The organism is Natronoarchaeum sp. GCM10025703 (genome assembly GCF_042661985.1).
GTDB lineage: Archaea > Halobacteriota > Halobacteria > Halobacteriales > Natronoarchaeaceae > Natranaeroarchaeum.
The window spans coordinates 426433-445375 of the sequence record NZ_JBHSZF010000001.1 but is presented as its reverse complement, the minus strand read 5'-3'; the positions used below and the strand labels follow the sequence as shown (position 1 = coordinate 445375).

General features: G+C 63.6%; 17 protein-coding genes and 4 pseudogenes. 7 read left to right on the top strand and 14 right to left on the bottom strand.

Going from position 1 to position 18943, the window contains the following annotated elements:
* Window positions 1-148 precede the first annotated feature (148 nt).
* Genes ACFQH2_RS02465 through ACFQH2_RS02455 form a run of 3 tightly spaced genes read left to right on the top strand, consistent with a single transcriptional unit; the run spans window position 149 to window position 1670 of the window.
* Entirely contained in the window at window positions 149-601 is a 453-nt protein-coding gene (locus tag ACFQH2_RS02465; protein WP_377076421.1) for an HVO_0234 family beta-propeller protein, read from the top strand.
* Window positions 592-873, top strand: a complete 282-nt coding sequence (locus ACFQH2_RS02460) for an HVO_0234 family beta-propeller protein (protein WP_377076420.1) — start codon at window positions 592-594, stop codon at window positions 871-873. The genes ACFQH2_RS02465 and ACFQH2_RS02460 overlap by 10 nt, the downstream gene beginning before the upstream one ends.
* A gap of 53 nt (window positions 874-926) precedes the next feature.
* Window positions 927-1670, top strand: a complete 744-nt coding sequence (locus ACFQH2_RS02455; protein ID WP_377056472.1) for a ParA family protein — start codon at window positions 927-929, stop codon at window positions 1668-1670.
* On the opposite strand, the gene ACFQH2_RS02450 is transcribed toward ACFQH2_RS02455, so the two are convergent.
* On the bottom strand, window positions 1671-2183 hold the full coding sequence (locus ACFQH2_RS02450; RefSeq protein WP_377056470.1) for a hypothetical protein: 513 nt from the start codon (window positions 2181-2183) through the stop codon (window positions 1671-1673). It abuts the gene before it with no gap.
* A 149-nt stretch (window positions 2184-2332) separates the two neighbouring features.
* Between ACFQH2_RS02450 and ACFQH2_RS02445 the strand changes: the two are divergent.
* A pseudogene (locus ACFQH2_RS02445) lies at window positions 2333-3210 on the top strand (transcription initiation factor IIB).
* 9 nt (window positions 3211-3219) lie between these two features.
* Here ACFQH2_RS02445 and ACFQH2_RS02440 read toward each other — a convergent pair.
* From ACFQH2_RS02440 to ACFQH2_RS02400, 9 genes and pseudogenes are all read right to left on the bottom strand, one after another.
* Window positions 3220-3876 (bottom strand): MinD/ParA family ATP-binding protein, encoded by a 657-nt coding sequence (locus ACFQH2_RS02440; RefSeq protein WP_377056466.1) that lies wholly within the window; start codon window positions 3874-3876, stop codon window positions 3220-3222.
* Between the two features lie 473 nt (window positions 3877-4349).
* A complete protein-coding gene (locus ACFQH2_RS02435) occupies window positions 4350-5255 on the bottom strand; it encodes a hypothetical protein (protein ID WP_377056462.1) in 906 nt (301 codons plus the stop codon).
* Entirely contained in the window at window positions 5245-5598 is a 354-nt protein-coding gene (locus tag ACFQH2_RS02430) for a hypothetical protein (protein WP_377056460.1), read from the bottom strand. Before ACFQH2_RS02430 ends, ACFQH2_RS02435 begins: the two co-directional genes overlap by 11 nt.
* A 41-nt stretch (window positions 5599-5639) precedes the next feature.
* Window positions 5640-5828 carry a hypothetical protein gene (locus ACFQH2_RS02425; RefSeq protein ID WP_377076419.1) on the bottom strand — a complete coding sequence of 63 codons (189 nt, stop codon included), beginning with the start codon at window positions 5826-5828 and terminating at the stop codon, window positions 5640-5642.
* Complete coding sequence (locus ACFQH2_RS02420) at window positions 5756-5923, bottom strand: hypothetical protein (RefSeq protein ID WP_377076418.1); 168 nt, start codon at window positions 5921-5923, stop codon at window positions 5756-5758. The genes ACFQH2_RS02425 and ACFQH2_RS02420 overlap by 73 nt, the downstream gene beginning before the upstream one ends.
* Window positions 5920-8469 (bottom strand): LAGLIDADG family homing endonuclease, encoded by a 2550-nt coding sequence (locus ACFQH2_RS02415; protein WP_377076417.1) that lies wholly within the window; start codon window positions 8467-8469, stop codon window positions 5920-5922. Before ACFQH2_RS02415 ends, ACFQH2_RS02420 begins: the two co-directional genes overlap by 4 nt.
* Window positions 8370-10134: pseudogene (locus tag ACFQH2_RS02410) on the bottom strand (AAA family ATPase); the annotation flags it as partial. The gene ACFQH2_RS02415 and the pseudogene ACFQH2_RS02410, both read right to left, overlap by 100 nt.
* 427 nt (window positions 10135-10561) lie before the next feature.
* Complete coding sequence (locus tag ACFQH2_RS02405; RefSeq protein WP_377056454.1) at window positions 10562-11752, bottom strand: AGE family epimerase/isomerase; 1191 nt, start codon at window positions 11750-11752, stop codon at window positions 10562-10564.
* A gap of 42 nt (window positions 11753-11794) precedes the next feature.
* The gene (locus tag ACFQH2_RS02400; RefSeq protein WP_377056452.1) at window positions 11795-12793 is read right to left on the bottom strand and encodes a Gfo/Idh/MocA family protein; all 999 of its coding nucleotides are present in this window, start codon (window positions 12791-12793) and stop codon (window positions 11795-11797) included.
* 131 nt (window positions 12794-12924) lie between these two features.
* On the opposite strand from ACFQH2_RS02400, the gene fba reads away from it, so the two are divergent.
* Window positions 12925-13917: a class II fructose-bisphosphate aldolase gene (gene fba / locus ACFQH2_RS02395; RefSeq protein WP_377056450.1), complete on the top strand. Its 993-nt coding sequence runs from the start codon at window positions 12925-12927 to the stop codon at window positions 13915-13917.
* Window positions 13918-14037: 120 nt separating this feature from the next.
* On the opposite strand, the pseudogene pfkB reads toward fba, so the two are convergent.
* From pfkB to ACFQH2_RS02375, 4 genes and pseudogenes are all read right to left on the bottom strand, one after another.
* Window positions 14038-14951: pseudogene (pfkB, locus tag ACFQH2_RS02390) on the bottom strand (1-phosphofructokinase).
* Window positions 14948-15708, bottom strand: a pseudogene (gene glpR / locus ACFQH2_RS02385) (HTH-type transcriptional regulator GlpR). Before glpR ends, pfkB begins: the two co-directional pseudogenes overlap by 4 nt.
* A gap of 75 nt (window positions 15709-15783) precedes the next feature.
* Window positions 15784-16212 carry a PfkB family carbohydrate kinase gene (locus tag ACFQH2_RS02380; protein WP_377076416.1) on the bottom strand — a complete coding sequence of 143 codons (429 nt, stop codon included), beginning with the start codon at window positions 16210-16212 and terminating at the stop codon, window positions 15784-15786.
* Window positions 16213-16216: 4 nt separating this feature from the next.
* Complete coding sequence (locus ACFQH2_RS02375) at window positions 16217-16912, bottom strand: hypothetical protein (protein ID WP_377076415.1); 696 nt, start codon at window positions 16910-16912, stop codon at window positions 16217-16219.
* A gap of 473 nt (window positions 16913-17385) precedes the next feature.
* Here ACFQH2_RS02375 and ACFQH2_RS02370 point away from each other — a divergent pair, with 473 nt between their 5' ends.
* Both ACFQH2_RS02370 and ACFQH2_RS02365 read left to right on the top strand, forming a co-directional pair.
* Window positions 17386-17883 carry a helix-turn-helix domain-containing protein gene (locus tag ACFQH2_RS02370; RefSeq protein WP_377056442.1) on the top strand — a complete coding sequence of 166 codons (498 nt, stop codon included), beginning with the start codon at window positions 17386-17388 and terminating at the stop codon, window positions 17881-17883.
* Between the two features lie 216 nt (window positions 17884-18099).
* Window positions 18100-18936, top strand: coding sequence for a phosphatase PAP2 family protein (locus ACFQH2_RS02365; RefSeq protein ID WP_377056440.1), 837 nt, complete (start codon window positions 18100-18102; stop codon window positions 18934-18936).
* The last annotated feature ends 7 nt before the right edge of the window (window positions 18937-18943 follow it).

The following is an 18943-nucleotide window of genomic DNA, read 5'->3' as shown; positions in this document are numbered from 1 at the left end:
GTCGAATCCGATCCGGAGTTCTGGGGGACGTCAAGCGGTCGGAATCCTTTCGGAACCCGGCGGCGTGCCTTCGACCATGGACGACATCAGAGAAAAGCGGATCTTCGGCGGCAAGGACGGCCGGACCCGGCTGTTCGTCGGATCGGAGATGGGCGTCGTCGTCGCCTCGATTTCGGGCTCACGGGTCGGCGAGTTCGGCCTTGAGTACCGCACCACCGTTCGCGATATCGCGGGTGCACCCGGACGGATCGCGGTCGCGACCGACGAGGACGCCACGTTGCTCGGCGAGGAGGTAGCCCATCTCGGCTTCGGCCCGGCGACGGCGGTCGGCTTTGACGGTGAGGGGATCGTCGCCGGCGACAGTGAGGGCCGGATCGCCCGGATCGATTCGGCCGGTAGAGAGGAAGTCGGCACCGCCGGGGTGCAGTCACCGCAAGCGACGGCGCGCTCGTCGGGACGGAGGTCGGCCTGTATCGACTGGGCGACCGAGGACTCGACGCGGCCGGACTCGACGACGTCCGCGACGTGGACACGAACGGAACGCCACTCGCCGCCACGGGCGAAGGGCTCTACCGACTGGGCAACGGCTGGATGGAACTGATCGACGGCGACGCGACGGCCGTCGCGAGCGACAGCGGAACCCGCAGACACGCCGTCGTCGACGGCCAACTCTACACTGCCAGCCCCGACGGCGACCGCTGGGCACCGGTCGAACTACCGGTCGACGAGACGCCCGTCGACGTCGCGTACGGCGAGCGAACGTACGTCGTGACGGCGTCGGGGACGGTTCTCGTCGAGGCAGCGGACGGCTGGCGGCACCAGCGCCTCGGCGTGAGAGGGGTCGTCGGCTGTGCAGTGGCAACAGGCCAGTAATATACAGACGTTTTTGACTACATTTTTAGTATAGGAGTAGAGAATAGTATTGCATGGAAACGTCACCTACCACGGCGGCGATCACCGGCGTAACCGGCGGTGCCGGGGCGACGCGGCTAACAGTCGAAGCGGGGACAGCACTCGCCATGGACGGCGCGGACGTCGCGCTGACCGACGTCGCGTTCGGGACCCAGGGGTTATCGGACTACGTCTCGGGCCGGATCGACGAGGACGTCGTCTCGCTCGTTACCGAGGACGATCCGGACCCGACGAGCGCCGCGGTGGAATGTCCGGTCGACACCGATGGCCGACTCGTCGCGCTCCCGTCACGGGCGTCGTTCGGAGCGCTCGCACGCGCGAAAACGGCCGGCGCGGCGACGACCTTCGAGAGCATCGTCGACCGGTTCGACGAGGCGTTCGATCACGTGCTCGTGGATACGCCTCCTGTCGCGACCAACCCCGCAGTCGCCGCAGTGACCGCCGCCGACCGCGTTGCACTGGTCGCGCCGGGATCGACGCGCGGCGTCGACGCGCTGCAACGGACTCGCGCACGACTGACCGACGTGGGGACCACTGACGATCTGGCTGTCGCAAACAGGATCAAGACGGTGCCGGACGGATCGATCGACGTGGCGATTCCCGAAAGCGAACGATGCGCGGTTGCGGAGGCCCCAGCGGTGACCGCGCTGGACGATGAGTTCGCTCCCGCAGTTGCCGGGGTGGTAGAGCGCCTCTTCGACCGCTCACTGGAGTTCGAGTTCGGCGAGGAAGGCCTGGCAGACCGGCTCCGTCCCTGATCAGACCAGATCGCCGACATCGCTCATCGTCTCGGCCAGCCGATCACGCTTATCGACGGCCGCGTCGCCGTCCGCACCGAGCGCGGCTTCGACGACCTCGGTGACGCCGTCGATCGGTTCGTGTGCCTCGATGTAAGCCGCCAGGGCGAACGCCGTCTCGCTCGCGCCGACGAGCGTCTCCGCCTCCGCACGCGGCAGTTCACCGCGTTGCCAGTCCCGGACGATCTCTCTGGCCCGCGGGGCGAGCGGCGAGAGCCCCTCGACGCCGAGCAGGTGCAGCGCTTTTGCCGCGGTGATCGGCGCTACACCCGCTTCCCGAGCGACGTCGCCGACGCTACGGCCGGCCGTGTAGGAATGGACAACCGTCGCCGCCGTCGCGGCCGAGCAGGGCAACTCGTCGGCAAATCCGGCGAGCCCTTCGGTGAGCGTCTCGCCCGTCCGGTCGACGGCGGCAACGCCGGGGTCGTGCTGGCGCTCGGTTAGCTCGATACCGTCGGCGATATCCGAAAGCATCGTTTAGAGGTCGAGTTGATACAACAAATATCTTTCCGTAACGAACTCGAACGTACCGGTTACCGGTACGTTCCCGTCGGTCGATTCGGGTGTTTCTTCCACGATTCTCCCATCTTTAAATACCCGATCGGGACCAACGTTCAACTGTGATGAGCGAGAGCGCAACGACGGATTCGTGTCCGGAGTGTGGTGGACGACTGACCGCGAGCGGCGACGAGACCCTCTGTTCGGAGTGTGGGCTGGTCGTCGGGGCGGATCGCATCGACCGCGGGCCCGAGTGGCGGTCGTTCGACGACGATGACGGAAACCGCAAACGGACGGGCGCGCCGCTGACCCGCTCGCGACACGACAGAGGGCTATCGACCGAGATCGGCTACGGCTCCGGCTCGCGTCTCACCGGCCGCAAGCGCCGACAGGTCGCGCGGATGCGCCGGGAGCACAACCGCTCGCAGATCTCCACGAAGGTAGAGCGCAACCAGGTGTACGCCTTCACCGAGATCCGACGATTGGTGTCGTCGCTGTCGCTGTCCCAGACGGTGCGGGACGGCGCGTGCTCGCTGTTCCGGTCCGCACAGAACGAGGATCTGCTACGCGGGCGATCGCTGGAGGGCTTTGCCGCGGCGACGACCTACGCCGCCTGTCGCGTCAACGACGTCTCGCGGACGATCGACGAGATCGGGGACGCCGCCCGCGCGGATCGCGACGAGTTTAAAGCCGCTTACAGTGCCCTGAACAGGAGCTAGGCCTCCCTATCGGCCCGATCGATCCGCGCGAGTATCTGCCGCGGTTCGCGAGCAAACTCGAACTCGGCCCCACAGTCGAGCGCCGTGCACGCGAACTGGCTACCGACGGCCGGGAGGCGAACGTCTTCGGTAGCCGCGACCCGAGCGGCGTCGCCGCAGGGTGTCTCTACACGGCGGCCTGTGAGCTAGATCGGGAGTTGACACAGAAAGAGGCCGCGGCGGTCGCCGACGTCTCGCCGGTCACGCTCCGATCGGTGTTTCAGGCGCTCTGTGAGATGCGGTAGCCACCGCGGTCAGTCAGGCAGTACCACTACCCCGAGATGCTCGAACTGCGCCGACGCACGGCCGTCCGCCTCGACCGCCGAAACCGGGCGGCCACTCCGCTGTGCCCGCGTAATAGCGTCCGAACGCGGCACAGTGACGACGGGCGTGTCGAACACCGACCGAACCCGCTCGACTGGGGGTGACTCCCCCGCCATGTTGAGTACCAGCCGTTCGATCCCGGCATCCAGCACTCTGGCGAGCGCCCGGGCCCGGATCGCGTCCGGTAGCGCGAACTCGTCCGCACGGGTGACCAGAAGGCAGCGGTTCGCGACGAGCAGCGGGAGTCCGGCATCCGCGGACATCCCGGCCGGACAGTCCACGACCACACGCCCGTACTGTCGTTCGACGGCCTCGACAGCCCCGACGAGCGCGGTCGGCTCCGCGGCTTTCGCTCCGACAAGGGTCCGGCCACAGGGAAGGATATCGACGGCACCGCTCTCGTCGACCGCCTCGACCGGATCGGCGCGTCCGGCGAGGACGTCGTGGAGATCGGGCCCCCGTCCCTCGGGTAGATCCGCCATCCCCAGGTCGGCGTCTACGACGACGGCGTCCAGTTCGGCGGCGACGTTCAGGGCGACCGTCGACTTCCCGACGCCACCCTTTCCACCGGTGACCGCCAGGATCATTGATCGTCGTCCGTATGCTCGGCTTCCACTGTCGCCGTCGGGAGCGATTCCTCGGGAAGCGAGGTCGGCACGGCCCCCGGGGTGGCGTGGGATCGCCGAGGGCACGCAATACGTCGGCCGCATCGGCATCGGTGGACTCCTCTATGGCCGTAGCGGGTGCACTCTCGACGAGTTCGACGGGCGGCTCGCAGGGCTCGGCCGGGGAGGCGAAGCCGACGGCAACCCGGCTCTCGCCCTCTACTGTCGTCTCGTATCGAGGTCCGTCCCAGCCAGCGACCGGTACGCCCTCCGAACGGGGCGGCCAGACCGGTCCCGACAGTCGACTTTCGAGGGCAACCGTCGTCGGGCCGGTCGGAGTCGTGCTCTGGATCACCGCCTCGACGAGCGTTACGCCGTTCTCCCGCCGCTGTGTCCACGAAATCGTTGGCATGGGGCCACTGGTCGCCCGACCGTATTTGAACCCACGCCCCCGCTCAGATCCGGACCACCGGGACGCCGAGAACGTCGGCGGCGTGCTCGGGCGAGCGGAACCGGTCGACGGCGAGGACAGCGGGAGTCGCCGTCCGAAGCATCCTGAGAACGGCGAGAGCGGCCGTCACGTCGTCTCCGTCGTAGTCGGTAGCCGAGTTGCCCGGCGTCGCTGTGCCGGGAACTGTACGAACCGCGTCCGCAAAGGCCTCATAGACGTTATCGGCGAGGTCCCGGCAGAGAGCGCGCGTAAGGTTGCGCTCACGATCCTGAAGCCGGAGTCGCCGCTCCCGCTGATCCCGGATCGTTCGGGCGTCCGCTTGCGCGCGTTCGAGCGCCTGTTCAGCCGCGAGGCGCTCGGTCCGGACCGTCGTCAGTTCGGCAACTGCGTCGGCCAGTGCCGCTTCAGTCTCCGAGACGTCCTCGTTCGCTTCCTTCCGCGCGAGCAGTTCGCCACGGAGCGTCGCGACGCGCTCGGCCAGGGCACTCTCGTCGGCACCAGCGTCGGCGACCTGTCGACGTTTCTCGGCGAGATTACAGGAGGCGGGTGTGAGGGTTGCAAGCTCTTTCCGGACGGACGCCAGTTCGCCGGTGGCTTCCCGGTGCCCCTGGCGACGTGCGACGGTGGCGAGCACTCGCTGGAGCGGGAGCGAGAGCGACGCATCGACGACGCCGAGCGCATCGAACAGCGGTCCAGGGGTGGGACAGTCGATGGTACACTCCTCGCCGCAACCACGGATCGCTGCGGCGGCCTCGTCGGCGGTGATCGGCCAGAGACGCAGGTCGACCGCGACGCCGTCGAGTACGCTGTCTGCGACTCGGACCCGAATCCGCGTCGGCTGGCCGGGAAGTGGTGCAGTCGCGACAGTTCGGCCGGGACGCCCACGGCCCAGATCAGCATCAGTGTCCATCGTCGTCTAGCGATTGGCCGCGAAGCGCTCGGGGAGCAGGATGTGTGGTTCCGGACTGGAACTTCTCGTAGGGAGTGCTGGCACTGGAGCGCTCCTCGTAGGCCTGTGCCGCATCCCTGATGGCTTCGGGGACCGCTACGAACTCGTTGAAGGGCCGGGTGCGCTCTATCTGGACGTCGGAGGTGTGTTTCTCTCGGAGACGAAGCGCCAGAAACGCACCCAGACCGGTCTCCTCGAACAGTGCCGCTCGGCCGAGACGGCGTGCGACCGCGCCCTCGTGGGCGGTACAGACGTTCCGGAGCGTCTGTCGGGCATCGGTCGAGTAGGTAACGACCAGTATCACAGCCCGAGTTTGCAGAGTCTACCGTATAAAATTAACTGAGTTTATCGCGCTGATATTCGATCGACTGCCTCGGTAACGACCGCCTCGTCGAGGATCGATTCGACCTGCTCGACGGCATCGTCGGGCGATGAGGCGACGACGACGACCGGTTCCCGATCTACTGGCTCGACGCGGTAGGCGGCGCTATCGCCGCTCTCGTACTCCGTCGCGAACGTCCGGACGGCCGCCACGACCCGCTGTTCGGCGGTTTCAGGTCGATCTCGCCCTCCTCGAACGCCGCCAGCGCGTCCTCGACGTTCCGAACCGCCGAGATCCGATCCATCATGCGGTCCGCAGATGGTCGAGGTTCGGTTCGTACACCTCGCCTTTCTGTTTGAGTTTCTCGATCTCGCGTTCCGCTTTCGTCTGGTCCATCCCAATCTCGTCGGCCCGGTCGAGCACCACGTCGATCGGCGCACCGTCCTCGTAATCCTCCTCGACGTCCGCGATCAGCTGTTTGATGTTCTTGATCCGGTCCCGCTGGGACTTGCTCTGCCCGGTCTCGACCACATCGGCGTCGTACTGGCCCGTCTCGGGGTCGACCCCGATATCCTGCAGACACGACCGGACGATTTCGATGACGCGTTCGGCGTCGTCGATCTCGACGGTGTCCGAGAGCCGCACCCGCGCGCTCGCCTCCGCAAGCCGGACCAGCGCCTCCAGTTTCCGGGCCGTCACCGGGACCGGAGCGTCCTCGTCGGTCCCTTTCGAGCGCAGATCGACGTAGAAGTCACGGATCGCCTCCCGCGCCTCGTCGCTCATCGTCGGGTAGATGTTCGACTTCGCGTGAGCGACGTACTTCCGGAGCAACTCGGCGTCGATCACCGGTTCGACCTCCTCGGTCTGCTTGTCGACCTGTTCGCGCGTGACGGTAGGGGCGCTCAACTCCTCTCGCTGGGTGTTTAGCTCCCCCGCGAAGTTCGTCTGGAGGATGTGTTCGGCCAGCCGAGAGTCCTCTTCCTCGTCGGGCTGGTCTGTGACGGTGAAGATCAGGTCGAATCGGGAGATCAGCGCCGGTTCGAGGTCGATCTGCTCGCCGATTGACTCGTACTGATCGAACCGGCCGTACTTGGGGTTCGCCGCACCGAGCAGCGAACAGCGGGATTTGAGCGTGGCGTTGATGCCAGCCTTGCTTATACTGATCGAGTTATGCAGGACGATACCCTGACTGACGAAGGTATTGGTCGGTTCGACAGTGACGTCGTACACCCATTCACACTGGTGATCGCCCGCGTTCGGGACCGTTTCGACGTCCGTAACTGTGTAGTATCGAAGTTCGGTCTGTTCCGAGAGCGAATCGAGCCTGCGTTCGGCCTCGACAAGCGCGTCTCGAACGGCACCGGCCGCACTCTCGGCGAGACGAGAGCGGCGTTCGGGACCGTAGCCACCGTCCTCGGCATAGGAGATGGCGCTCGTGGTTTCGTCGTCGATCCGTTCGGCAAGTTGCCGGCCGGACCAGCCGATCGTCGCTCGGATCTCCGACAGCGTCTCGCAGTCGTCGAGTGATTCTCGCGTCTCGTCGATTCGCTCCCGAAGCGTTGCCATCTCGGCTTCGACGGTTTCGATCTGGACGCCGAACCCGTCGTCGACGTTCGGATAAAACTGTCCGGTCAAACCGAGCCCAAGCAGTGTTCGTAGTGACCGGATCTCTTCCGCGGCACTGGGTGGTAAGACGTCGTGATGGCGACGCGTGTCAGTGCTCCGCTCGGCAAATTCCCGGGCATCCGCGTATCGATCATCAGCCTGTTTGACGACCTGGTCGACGAACGACTCCGTCGAGTCACCCATCACGTACGTCTTCCAGGAGTCCTCAGTCACGCTGTGGTGGATTCGGCTGGCAACACCGATCTTCGACAGCGCATCGGCGTAATCTTCGGCGAGACCCGACGAGGCCGTCGAGAGCGCCATTGCCTCGGTCTCGACGCCACCATCACCAGCAAACGCACCGACGAGGAATCGACGGATTTCCTCCTCGGACGCACCCAGCACAGCGCTGGGTATTCGCTTGTGTCGTGCCGTCGCCATGATTTCGGGGACGTTCCGCTCGAACCAGCGATAGAGCTTCGTCGAGACCCACCGCATCGTTGTCGTCCCGTCCGTGGAGACGGTATCCGTACTCTTCATCCCGAACACGCTCCGCATCAGCGCCCCCATCCTGTCGAGCAGCCGCTCGTCCTGATTCGAGAAGCCGATTTCGTGGGACGAGCCCGCATAGCTGTGGCCCTCGGCGGTCAGGAAGCCCAAGATTTCCGCCAGATCCGGCGTAAGCCCGTCGGGCAGCGTGACGTCTTTCTCTTTCCCGATATGTTGCTCGTCCTCGAGCGGTACCGTCGCCGACGAGTTGGGTAGTTTTCTCGGGGCGGGAACGTACTGACCCGCCTCGATACTGCTGGCCTCGACAGTGTCGATTTCGCCGTCGTCATCGACGAACATCGGATGCTCCGGCGTCACGAGGACGTCACGACCGTTCGAGAACGTCACGCGGACGAACTCGTCGGGGGCCTCGTGTCGACTCACCCGATCGACGGGCGTCTTGGTCGTCTCGTTGGAGTCGAGATCTGTCGAGTGGACACCGACGTCGTCGACCGGAGCGATTTCGCAGTCCACGCCGTCGATCACTTCGGTTTCGTCACCGTCGATCTTCGCGTCGACGAACTCGCCGATCTCGACGCGTCGACCGTCGGCGAGCAACACCTCGGTGTCGGGGTGGTAGGACTGCTGTTCTGCCCCTCGTGCATCGCCGACCGGTCGCCGGAATCCATCTTGTCCAGTTCGTCGATCGCTGCGACGCCTTTGTCCGCAAGCACCATTGCACCGGCCTCCAGGGTCCATTGCTGGCCGTCGCCGAAATCATCGCGTACCGCTGCTGCAGTGAGCCCGGCAGCGCTCGATCCTTTTCCGGATGTATACACAGATCGAGGAGAAATTTCTCGAACATACTGCAAGAGTTGGGAATTATGTGAAAAGACGTTGTTCCGAAAGGTAGCTATGCGTCCCTTCGACCTCCAGGTCGTACACCCAGTCGTACTCCGGTTTGACGGCTTCGATGGATTCGATTTGATCCCGCTCTACGGACTGACCCTCGACAGACGGCACAGAGCCAGAACTCGTCTCCGAGATTGCCCCACCGTCCGTAGCCAGCAGTTGGTCGGGACTGTCGGGCGAGATGGCAACGGAATCGCCCTCCTGTAGTTCGTCGGCGATACGGGCTTCCCACCCGCCGAAGTGGCTGACGAACAACGGATGCGACGGAGTTACTTCGAGTTCGTACCCGCTTGCGGTCCTGATCCGGTACATCCGATCGGGAGCCTCCCGTTTCCACACTCTCATCGCATTGCGGACCTCGGACCTTCCATCAGCACCCAGAGAAACCACGTCCCGATCGAGAGAGTCGTACACTCCGTCGTCGACGGGGGATGGATCCGTGAGGTTGGCTTCTACGATCTCTTTGATCGGTCGTTCGCGGCCGTCGGCCAGCGTCACGGTCGTGTCGCCGCGAACACACTTACCCGTCCCGGGATCCCCGATCAGTAGCATGTGCAGGTCGCCGCGGATCCGCGAACCGTCGGGGAGGTGCTTGGTGACGCCGGAGAACAGTTGCAGGATGATCGAGAGTTTCTCCTGCTCGTAGCCGTAGATCGAGGGGGCCATCGAATCGATCATCTTCTCATAGATGTCCGGCGACTGCGAGAGTTCGATGATTTCGGCTTTGTCCTCCTCGCTGATGTCCATATCCTCGAACTGCTCGTCCTCGATTTCGACGGTAACGCCGTCCATGTAGACGTCGAAGATCGGCGATTTCTCCTGCTGGTTGCCCTGCTGCTGGAGGTGGAGGATTCCGGTGACGGTGACGTGATCGCCCGGCGTCACCTCGCCGGTGATGTCGTCCTCGATAGTGACGTCGACGGCCTGTGGCGTCTCGCCGCCGCGCAGTCCTTCGGGGCTCTCCTGGACGCGGAGTTTCTGTGCGTCCACGAACTCGGACTGATCGAAGTTAACGTTGAATGGGCCCTGTCGCTCACAGCCCTGACACTCGTGGGGTTCCTGAAAGTCGCCCGACGACTGGGGGATGTAGTTCAGCGTGCCACAGCGCTGGCACTCGAAAGCGGCCTCCTCGATTTTCGGCCGGACGTCGGTCGCCTTGCGGATGATCCCGGAGACGGACAGCAGTTGGCCGACGTGCCGGGAGCGGATCAGCCGGATATCCGTCGTCTCGGGGAGGTTGTACATCCGGACGTGTGCCCGGCCGAGGCTGACGTCGACGGGGAGGTCGTAGATCCGGAGTGCTTCTTCGGCGTACTCCTGTAGCTGTTCGGGCTGTGAGAGGTAATCGTCCGCAAGGTCGGGGTCGTACCGGTAGAGATCGTCCCAATCGATATACAGCGAGCGCTTCTCGTTCGGGTACTTCTGTGCGAGTTCGCCGATCTCGTCGCGGTAGTAGTTGCGGTAGAACTGCTCGAAGGCGTCTACGAGTTCAGTATTCTCCGCTGTCGCCATTGCAGAATTGTAGCGCGTCATCGCCTATGAACCTTGGCAAAGGTGAGTGAAAGTGGTCAACTTGGACAGGACACGTGAGTACGGTTTCAGCCGCGGCAGTGGAGAACAAACAGATGGGAAGTATACCAGTATATCTTATTAATTTTCTCCGATAGTATCTACGTCGGTATAGCGTATGAGCGCTTGAAAGCCGTCAACATCTCAGTATTCCGTGAAACAGCCATCTCTCGGTTCGATCTATCGAGCAGTCGGTCGAGTAGACAACGACACTCTATTACCAACTCAAAATCGGATAGAGCTAATATACAGGCTTCTCCGTCGAAATCTCTTCATCGGTGTCGTATCGAGCCAAAGTATTAGATATCGTATCGTAAGTTAGAAGTATTAATTTATAAATATTTCGCAGGCAGCAGCTATCCTACACTCGTTACTCCAGCGAGCGGATCCCCTCGAAACACGCACCGATCGGATGGTATCCCGGTTCAACGGCGACACCGTCCGTCGTCGGTACTGGCTCGTTCTCCTCGGTGACTTTCGTGTACCAGTTGCGGGCGTCCGGCGCGATCAGGTGTTCGTCGGCGTAGGCCCAGAAGCGGTCGTACCAGTCGAGATACCGCTGTTCGCCGGTCCGGTCGGCGAGGGCGGCAGCGGCTCCGATGGCCTCTGCGACTTCCCAGGAGTACTTCTCGGTGACGAGCGGATCGCGGTCGAGGTCGAACGAGTAGTAGAACCCGCCCCGGTCGTCGTCCCAGCCGTGCTCGATAGCGGCGTCGAAGAGCTCCACTGCCCGGGGGACAAGCCACGAGGCGTCGTGGTAGCGTGAGAGCACGGCGAGCAGTTTCGCCCACTCGATCTGATGTCCGGGCTGGTAGCCCCACGGCCGGAACGTATGCGTCGGGTCGTCGCGATTGTACTCGAAGTCGTGCTCCCAGTCGGCGGTGTAATGCTCCCAGACGAGTCCGTCGGTATCGTCGGTGAGCGCTACCGTGAGCGACTCTGCAATCGTCATCGCACGGGCGAGAAACGTCTCCTCGCCGGTAGCCTCGTAGGCAGCGATCATCGCCTCGCAGGTGTGCATGTTGGCGTTCTGGCCGCGGTACTCCTCCGCGCTCGTCCAGTCCGGGTCATAGGCGCTCTTGCAGAGGCCGTGATCGGGCTCCCAGAACCGCTCGTCGATGAGGTCGTAGACGGCATCGAGTTCCTCGGTCGCACGATCGATCCCGGCCTCGGCCCCGCGAGCGAGTGCCAGCAGGACGAAGGCATGACCGTAACAGATCCGACGCGAATCGACCGGATCTGTGCCGTCGAGCAGCCAGTGGAACCCGCCCCGGTCGGCGTCCCGATGCGTGTCGAGGAGGAAGTCGATCCCGCGCTGGGCAGCGGGTCGGCACCACTCCGGCCCGCCGAGCCGATCCGCCAGGGCGAAGTTCGTGGCGAAGCGTGCCGTGGCGACCAGGTGTTTCGACTCCCGGTCGTAGATCCCGCCGGTCGCTTCGTCGAACTGAGCGACGTACCCGCCGTGCGTATCGTCGAGACAGTCGGGATAGTAGAATCCGAGGATGCGCCCGATTTCGTCTTCGAGCCATGGTTGCTGCCGATAGTTCCCGTCGGTTACCATACTGAGGTGTTGCGACGGGGCGATAAAAATCCCGGTGCCGAGCTACCGGGAAGAGTCATCAGTCTCAGTCGGCCGAACGGGTGCGCCACGCTCGGCGCTCTCGTACAGCGCGTCGATGACGGCCATGTTCGCGATGGCCTCGTCCGTGTCCGTTCGGGGACGGCGGCCCGCCTCGACGCACTCGACGAAGTGCTCGACCTGCAGGCGGTACTGGTCGACCGGCGCAAACGTCTCGACCCCGTGTTCCCCGTCGATCAGGTACTCCAGTTCGGCGGGTTCGTCGTCCGGAACGTCGAACGCGTTCTCGGCCTCGATCCAGCCGTTGCGTGCCTCGACGCGGTATCGCTGGACCGTCTCGGTGTCAAAGCCCGACGCGACACGCGCAGAGGCACCGTCGTCGTACTCCAGGATCCCGGCGAGTTCGGTGTCGACGCCCGCCCCACGCGAGTCGTCCGTATGGGCGTACACCCGGTGTGGTTCCCCGAGGAACTGGCGGGCCGCCGAGACGGCGTAGGCGCCGACGTCCATCAGACTCCCGCCCGCGAGGTCGGGGTCGAGCCGAATATCGTTGGGGTCGCCGAACAGCGGGAACTTGAACGTCGCGGAGACCGACCGGACGTCACCCAGTCGTTCGTCGGCCAGTTCGAGGACGCGCTCGGTCCGCGGATGAAACCGGTACATGAACGCCTCCATGAGCGTGACGTCCTGGCGCTCGCAGTACTCGCCGACCTCGCGGGCCTCGCTCGCGTCGACCGTGAGCGGTTTCTCACAGAGGACGTCGAGTCCGGCGTCGGCCGCCCGCTTCGTCCACTCGGCGTGCAGACCATTGGGCAGGGGAATGTAGACGGCGTCAATATCGGCGTCGTCGAGCAGCGCATCGTAGGAGTCGTAGCGCCGTGGGATCGAGAGGTCGTCCGCGACCGACGCGGCCCGGTCGGGGTCGCGAGAGGCAATAGCGCTGACCCGGGCGTCGCTCGCCTGGATCGCCGGGATTACCGAGTCCTGAGCGATGTGCGCCGTGCTGAGGATGCCAAATTCCATGTGCAATGGTTCAGCGTGGTGGGTAAAAATAGCTTGGTCGAAGGGACTCGGGACCCATCCAGCCCGGAGGGCAGGCTTTCGAATACATTATTACCCAAGCCTCTGAAAGACAACGTAGGTAGATTACTACCATGTCATTTTACGACGGCAGTAAACTCTCGACCGTGTACGACGACGCGCTAGACGAAGGCTTCGGCCTGATCGCCTCCAATATCGCAGAGCCGAACACGATGATCGGCCTGATGGAAGGGGCAGCGCGCAAGGACTCGGACCTGCTGTTGCAGGCCTCTGCCGGCGCCTGCCGCTTCGCCGGCAACGGCGACGCCGAGGCAGGCCTGGAAGCACTCGGCGGCTACATCGACGCCCTCGCCGAGCAGTTCGACATCGGCGTCTTCCTCAATATGGACCACCAGACTGACATGGAGTTCATCGAGTACCAGATGGAGACCGACATCCCCTCCTCGGTCATGATCGACGCCTCCCACGAACCGTTCGAGGAGAACATCGCAAAGAGCAAGGAGGTCGTCGAGATGGTCGACGAGTACGACGCCGACACGCTCATCGAGGCTGAACTGGGCCAGATCAAGGGCGTCGAGGACGAAGTCGACGTAGAGGACGCCTTCTACACCGATCCAGAGCAGGCCGTCGAGTTCGTCGACCGGACGGGCTGTGACCTGCTGGCGATTTCGGTCGGCACCCAACACGGCGTCGCGAAAGGGAAAGACCTGGAACTTCGCCCCGACCTCGCGGGCGACATCCGACAGGCGCTTCGGGATCACGGTCTGGACACGCCGCTCGTCCTGCACGGCTCCTCGGGCGTCCAGCCCGACCAGCTAAGAGAGATGCTCCAGCACGGTATCTGTAAGGTCAACAAGGACACTCGCTACCAGTACGAGTACACCCGGACCGCCTTCGACTACTACGACGAGCACCGCCACGCCATCTTCCCGCCGGAAGGCGTGCCGGATTCGCGTGATACGTTCTTCAATGACACCGACTGGTCGCCGAACAAGGACCACTTCGACCCCCGCGTCACCGGTCGAGAGATCCGCGACCGCATCGAGGACGTCCACGCCGACCTGACCGAGGTTTCGGGCAGTGCCGGCCAGAGCAAGTTCGACTGAGCGGATCGCCGACACCGTCTTTTTTGCGCGCCACCGACTCGTAGCGCTGCATGTCGCAGCCAGACCGCGCGAGGAGTGAGTAGAGCCGTGGAGAACAGGAAGGCGAGAAGTGAGAGCCAGTCAGTCGGGATCCTCGACGACAGTGACGCGATCAGCGAGCGTCGGGACGTCGTCCAGATCCTCGATTGCGGTGCCAACGACGCCGACGAGTCTGGACGAGACCGCAATCCCGTAGCTGAGGGTACGTTCCGGGGACGCGCCGGCGTGCCAGGCGGCGAGGACGCCGGAGAGCATGGCGTCGCCGGCCCCGACGGTGTCGACGACATCCACTTCGAGCGGTTCGGCGTACAGCACTGCGTCTTCCCCGACGTACAGCGCCCCGTCGGCGCCGAGGGAGGCGACGACGCGGTCGAAGCCCTGTTCGCGGAGCGCCTGGGCCGCCGCACGACAGTCGGCGAGGCTCTCGACGGGCATTCCGGTCGCGGCTTCGAGTTCGACGCGGTTGGGTTTACAGAGGCTGTAGTGGGCGTCCAGATCGGCGAGCGATTCGCCGCCGACGTCGACGACGGTCTCCCAGGGGCCGCCCTCCGCGATCCGGTCGATGGCGTCGACGTCGAGACCCGGCGGGAGCGAGCCACCGACCACAACGACCTCGGGGTCGTGTTCGCGAAGGCGCTCGACCAGTTCGTCGATGGCCGAGTCGTCGACCGTTGGCCCCTCGTGGTTGACCTTGTACTCCGCGTCCGGCGCGAGGACGGTCGTGTTCAACCGCGTCCGTTCCTCGATGTCGACGAAGTCGTGGGCGAGCCCTGATCGGCCAGTTCGTTGCGGATGAACTGGCCGGTGGTGCCGCCGAGCAGGCCGGTGGTCGTCGTCTCGATGTCGAGATGGCGGAGATACTGCGAGACGTTGATGCCTTTCCCGCCCGATTGGAGTTGGTACTCGTTCGTGCGGGCGACGTCGCCGTCGACCAGTGGTTCAGAGAGCGATAGCGTGTGATCGATCGCGGGGTTGAGCGTGACTGTAAGGATCATATGTCGTCGATGTAGTTGGTGTTGGTGTCATCGAAGGCGGTGCGGTACGCTTCGGAGAGCCGACTGTCGGTGATGACGAGGTCGATCTCGTCGAACGATGCGAACTGCACGAAACTGCGCTCGTCGAACTTGGTCTCGTCGGCGACGAGAACGACGCGCGTCGAGTTCTCGATCATGATCCGTTTGGCCTGCGCCTCGTCCTCGTTCGGCGTCGTAAGACCGGCGTCAACGTCGATCGCGTTCGTTCCCAGATAGAGGAGATCGAAGTGCATCCGTTTCATGAACGATTCGGCCGATGGCCCGACGAGCGCTTTGGTGCTGCGGCGGAGCGTTCCGCCGGTGATCTTGACCTCGTTTTTACCCTGGCCGAGTTCGAGAGCGAGCAGTGGCGAGTTCGTCACAGGGACGATCGAGCCGTCGTGCGGGGCAAGTTTGGCGATCTGCATGGTGGTCGTCCCCGTATCGAAGAAGACGATCTCTCCGTCCCGCAGTTCCTCGATCGCATGATCGGCAAGCGTGCGCTTGACCTCCAGGTTCTGTACTTTTTCTGGTCGTACGCCTCTTCGTTGCCGACGCTGGTGACGGGGAGTGCACCGCCGTGAGAGCGCTCGATCAACTGCTCCTCTTCGAGCGTCTGCAGGTCTCGCCGGATCGTCGCCTCCGAGAACTCGAGTTCCTCGGCTAGCTCGGTCACCGAACAGCCGTCGCGTTCGGAGACCAACTCGACGATCGTTCGCCGGCGTTGTCGTGGTAACATGGTGGGGGTTCAGTTGGGAGTAGGAGACCGTTCGTGTGCAGGTGTGATAAATTACCGGGCACACGACCGATCCCGTCAGTCCAGATACGCCTCGTACTCGTCGAGATACGATCGTAGCTCCTCGTAGGAGGGCTGGTCGCCGCTCCGGACGAAGTACGAAGCGACCGCGTTCCCAAGTGCGACCGCCGCACGGTCAGGCACTTCGTTGACGAGGCCGAGCGAGAGGCCGACGTTGAAGTGATCGCCCGCGCTTGTCGTGATCTCGGGGTCTTCGACGCGGGGGACTGCGACGCGACTCGTCCCCGCCTCGGTCACCACGACCGACTCGTGGGCACCGTGGCCGACGAATCGCGTTACGCCGAGCGCCTCGAAGGCCGCCCGGGCCGTCTCGATAAACGAGTCTGACTCGGTGTCCGCCAGGGTTTCGGCGAGAACCGAGCTCTCGAACCTGTTGGCGGTGACGGTCAGCGTCGCGACGTCGTCCAGACGCGTGATGACATCCATCCCGTCACGGAGTTCGGTTTCGCTGAGCTTCCGGACGTCCCCGGGATCGACGATAACGTTCTCCGGCGGCGCCTCTCAGCAACGGCCAGACGTCGTCGAGCAGGCCATCGACGATGTCGGGGAAGCTCGGCATGTCGGCGAAGTAGCCCATCCCGAACAGGGTAGTCCCGTCGATCCGAGCCGCCAGGGTCTCGGGATCGACGGTATCGACGATCTCGTCCCAGTCCAACTGGCGCGTCTTGTTGATATCCATCAGCATCAACTTCCCGTCGGAGAACTCGACGGCGTCCGTGTAGCCCGGATCGCCGAACGTGACCATCTCGTTCCCCTCGAACTCCTCGACGAACGGCTCTTCGATCGGATCGCCGAACGTCCCCAGCATGACCGGGTCGTAGCCGAGATACCCGTACGCACGCGAGAGATGCGCAACGTGACCGCCCGTCCGGGTCGCCGTCTCCAGCCACTCGATAGACAGTGAGCTATCGGCCGCGGCCGACCTGCTGATCCGGTCGCCGAGTTCTTCCAGCGTGGTCAGCGCGTCGTAGTTATCCTCGTCCTGTCGTTCCGCGACCATCCGCCGAACCCGGTCGACGAAGCCGTCGAAGCCGAATACGACGGCGTCGGACGCGAGTTCGGACGGTAACGACTCACGGCACTCGGTGATCGACGCTACCGTCTCTGTTCGGACCTCTGGATCCATACTCCGACCTGTTTGTCGGCAACCGATAAAGTCGTTGTGTACTGTGGTTGGGTGCAGGTGTCGCGACCCCGCCATTGAACGGACCTGCACAGGAACTCTGCCCGAGTGTTTATTTATGAATATAAAATAGTGAAACCAATAAGAAGTGGAAGCCGGAGAACCGATAGATTACATTCGTATGGCTGTAATGACAGAGTCGAAGCTGAGTGGTTTCAACGACGACAGGTTTTTCGGAGTACCACGACCACTGACAGTCAGTAACAGGTCCGATCCGGGAATCAGTGACGATACTGGCGCACACAGGTGGGACCATGATTCGAGCGAGCGCGTGACTGATTCTGATCGTTTTTGTCCGTATAAATGGAAGATATCTGAACAGCGGACAGCAAACCGAAGCGAGTCGACATGCCGCTGAAGAGCCTGTGCGGAGATTATTAATAAAAGTATTTACTCAATTAGTTCATTGAATAGCTATGGACAGCCTCGACGAAGCGAGCCTCAGAGATGCACTCGACTCCGTCGAGACGAAGGCAGCGGCAGTACGGGTACTCGTGGCGATTGCGCATCAGAACGGCGTGAGCCAGACCGAACTCGCTGACTGGCTCGGCGTGGAACGAAAGACCATCTACAACTGGCTCACCCGGTTCAGGGAATCGCCGGACGACCCGGTTGCGGCCGCGCGGGACGACGACAGATCCGGCCGGCCCGCAAAACTGACCGGCAACGCGCTGACGACCCTACTGGATCGGCTACAGGAACCGCCACGGGAATCGGGCTACGAACGGCCCACCTGGACACCCGAACTGGTGCAACAGCACGTCGAGGAGGCCCACGACGTGACGTACTCGCTGGGCAGTTGTCGGCGACTTCTGAGGGATGCAGGGCTGGTGTATCGGGACCCCGACCCGGCACGGGACCCCGAGTTTGTCGAGGACGCCTCGGACAGGAAGCGGCAGTGGCTTCCAAAGTGAGTAACTACTTCTGAAGTATAATGCGAATCGGACGGCACCGATCCCATCGGCCGGCGGGCAGTCCTGAGAACACGAGTCGGACGCATCCCAGATCGGTTGTGAACAGGTCCGTGTGTGTGCCATCATCAGCACGGGACTGCCCACTGCTGGGGATGTCGGACACACCAACCTCTGGAAGCGAGCGATTCATATCTCCGCAGAAATAGGTCCGAACGAATGATGCTGCTCGCCGCGCTCCTGGCGGTCGTCGTCGCCGTTACCGGGGCCGCCCTTACCGCCCTACTTTACGTGTGTGTCGACGCCGAACGGCTTCGGATGGCCGTCGACCAGCGGGAGTGGCTCGTTGGCCGTCTGCGCGGGATCGCTCCGTACGCTGGTGTTCTGGCCTTCATCCTCCTGATCAACAAGGGACTACAGGGGTATATCGAATCGTTCTCGCACACCTACGGCGTCGATGCGACCGCGCTGTTTTACGCTATCGAGGGGGACTTCGTCTCCTCGCTTCAGGGGCTGTTCCCCGACGCTGCGGTGTTTTTCTTCTCGCCGATCTACATCTTCGGCTACGTCGTCCTGCTCGTCTTTCCGCTGGTCGCGTACCTCTTTGCCGATTCGCTCGCACCGCTACGGACCCTCATCACGGCGTACACCATCAACTACGCCATCGCCGTGGTGTTTTACGCGACCATCGTCGCCTACGGCCCGCGAAACCACAGCGCGGATACGGCCGAGGCGGCCTCGGTCGGCGAACCGATGCTCGACCTCTTCCCGGACATCACGGTGTTGACCTCCCAGGTCAACACGCACACGAACGTCTTCCCCTCTTTGCACACCGCTCTGTCGGTGACCGTCCTGCTCGTGGCGATGACGACCCACGACGACTTCCCGCGCTGGACGACGATCGCGTCGGGCCTCTGCGTGAGCATCATCTTCGCGACGATGTATCTGGGGATCCACTGGTTCGTCGACGTCCTCGCGGGCGGCGTGCTGGCTGTGGTGAGCGTCTACGCGGCGCGGGCGCTCGTCGACCGTGCCCACCCCACTGAAAGCCGATAGCATCAAG

What these genes read in the sequence shown, in the direction of transcription:
- fba (WP_377056450.1), top strand. Translation starts at nt 12,925, where the DNA reads ATGTCATTTTACGACGGCAGTAAACTCTCGACCGTGTACGACGACGCG.
- ACFQH2_RS02365 (WP_377056440.1), top strand. Translation starts at nt 18,100, where the DNA reads ATGATGCTGCTCGCCGCGCTCCTGGCGGTCGTCGTCGCCGTTACCGGG.
- ACFQH2_RS02460 (WP_377076420.1), top strand. Translation starts at nt 592, where the DNA reads ATGGAACTGATCGACGGCGACGCGACGGCCGTCGCGAGCGACAGCGGA.
- ACFQH2_RS02465 (WP_377076421.1), top strand. Translation starts at nt 149, where the DNA reads ATGGGCGTCGTCGTCGCCTCGATTTCGGGCTCACGGGTCGGCGAGTTC.
- ACFQH2_RS02415 (WP_377076417.1), bottom strand. Translation starts at nt 8,469, where the DNA reads ATGGACCCTGGAGGCCGGTGCAATGGTGCTTGCGGACAAAGGCGTCGC.
- ACFQH2_RS02450 (WP_377056470.1), bottom strand. Translation starts at nt 2,183, where the DNA reads ATGCTTTCGGATATCGCCGACGGTATCGAGCTAACCGAGCGCCAGCAC.
- ACFQH2_RS02455 (WP_377056472.1), top strand. Translation starts at nt 927, where the DNA reads ATGGAAACGTCACCTACCACGGCGGCGATCACCGGCGTAACCGGCGGT.
- ACFQH2_RS02435 (WP_377056462.1), bottom strand. Translation starts at nt 5,255, where the DNA reads ATGGACACTGATGCTGATCTGGGCCGTGGGCGTCCCGGCCGAACTGTC.
- ACFQH2_RS02440 (WP_377056466.1), bottom strand. Translation starts at nt 3,876, where the DNA reads ATGATCCTGGCGGTCACCGGTGGAAAGGGTGGCGTCGGGAAGTCGACG.
- ACFQH2_RS02370 (WP_377056442.1), top strand. Translation starts at nt 17,386, where the DNA reads ATGGACAGCCTCGACGAAGCGAGCCTCAGAGATGCACTCGACTCCGTC.
- ACFQH2_RS02420 (WP_377076418.1), bottom strand. Translation starts at nt 5,923, where the DNA reads ATGATGGATCGGATCTCGGCGGTTCGGAACGTCGAGGACGCGCTGGCG.
- ACFQH2_RS02380 (WP_377076416.1), bottom strand. Translation starts at nt 16,212, where the DNA reads ATGGATGTCATCACGCGTCTGGACGACGTCGCGACGCTGACCGTCACC.
- ACFQH2_RS02400 (WP_377056452.1), bottom strand. Translation starts at nt 12,793, where the DNA reads ATGGAATTTGGCATCCTCAGCACGGCGCACATCGCTCAGGACTCGGTA.
- ACFQH2_RS02405 (WP_377056454.1), bottom strand. Translation starts at nt 11,752, where the DNA reads ATGGTAACCGACGGGAACTATCGGCAGCAACCATGGCTCGAAGACGAA.
- ACFQH2_RS02375 (WP_377076415.1), bottom strand. Translation starts at nt 16,912, where the DNA reads ATGGATCCAGAGGTCCGAACAGAGACGGTAGCGTCGATCACCGAGTGC.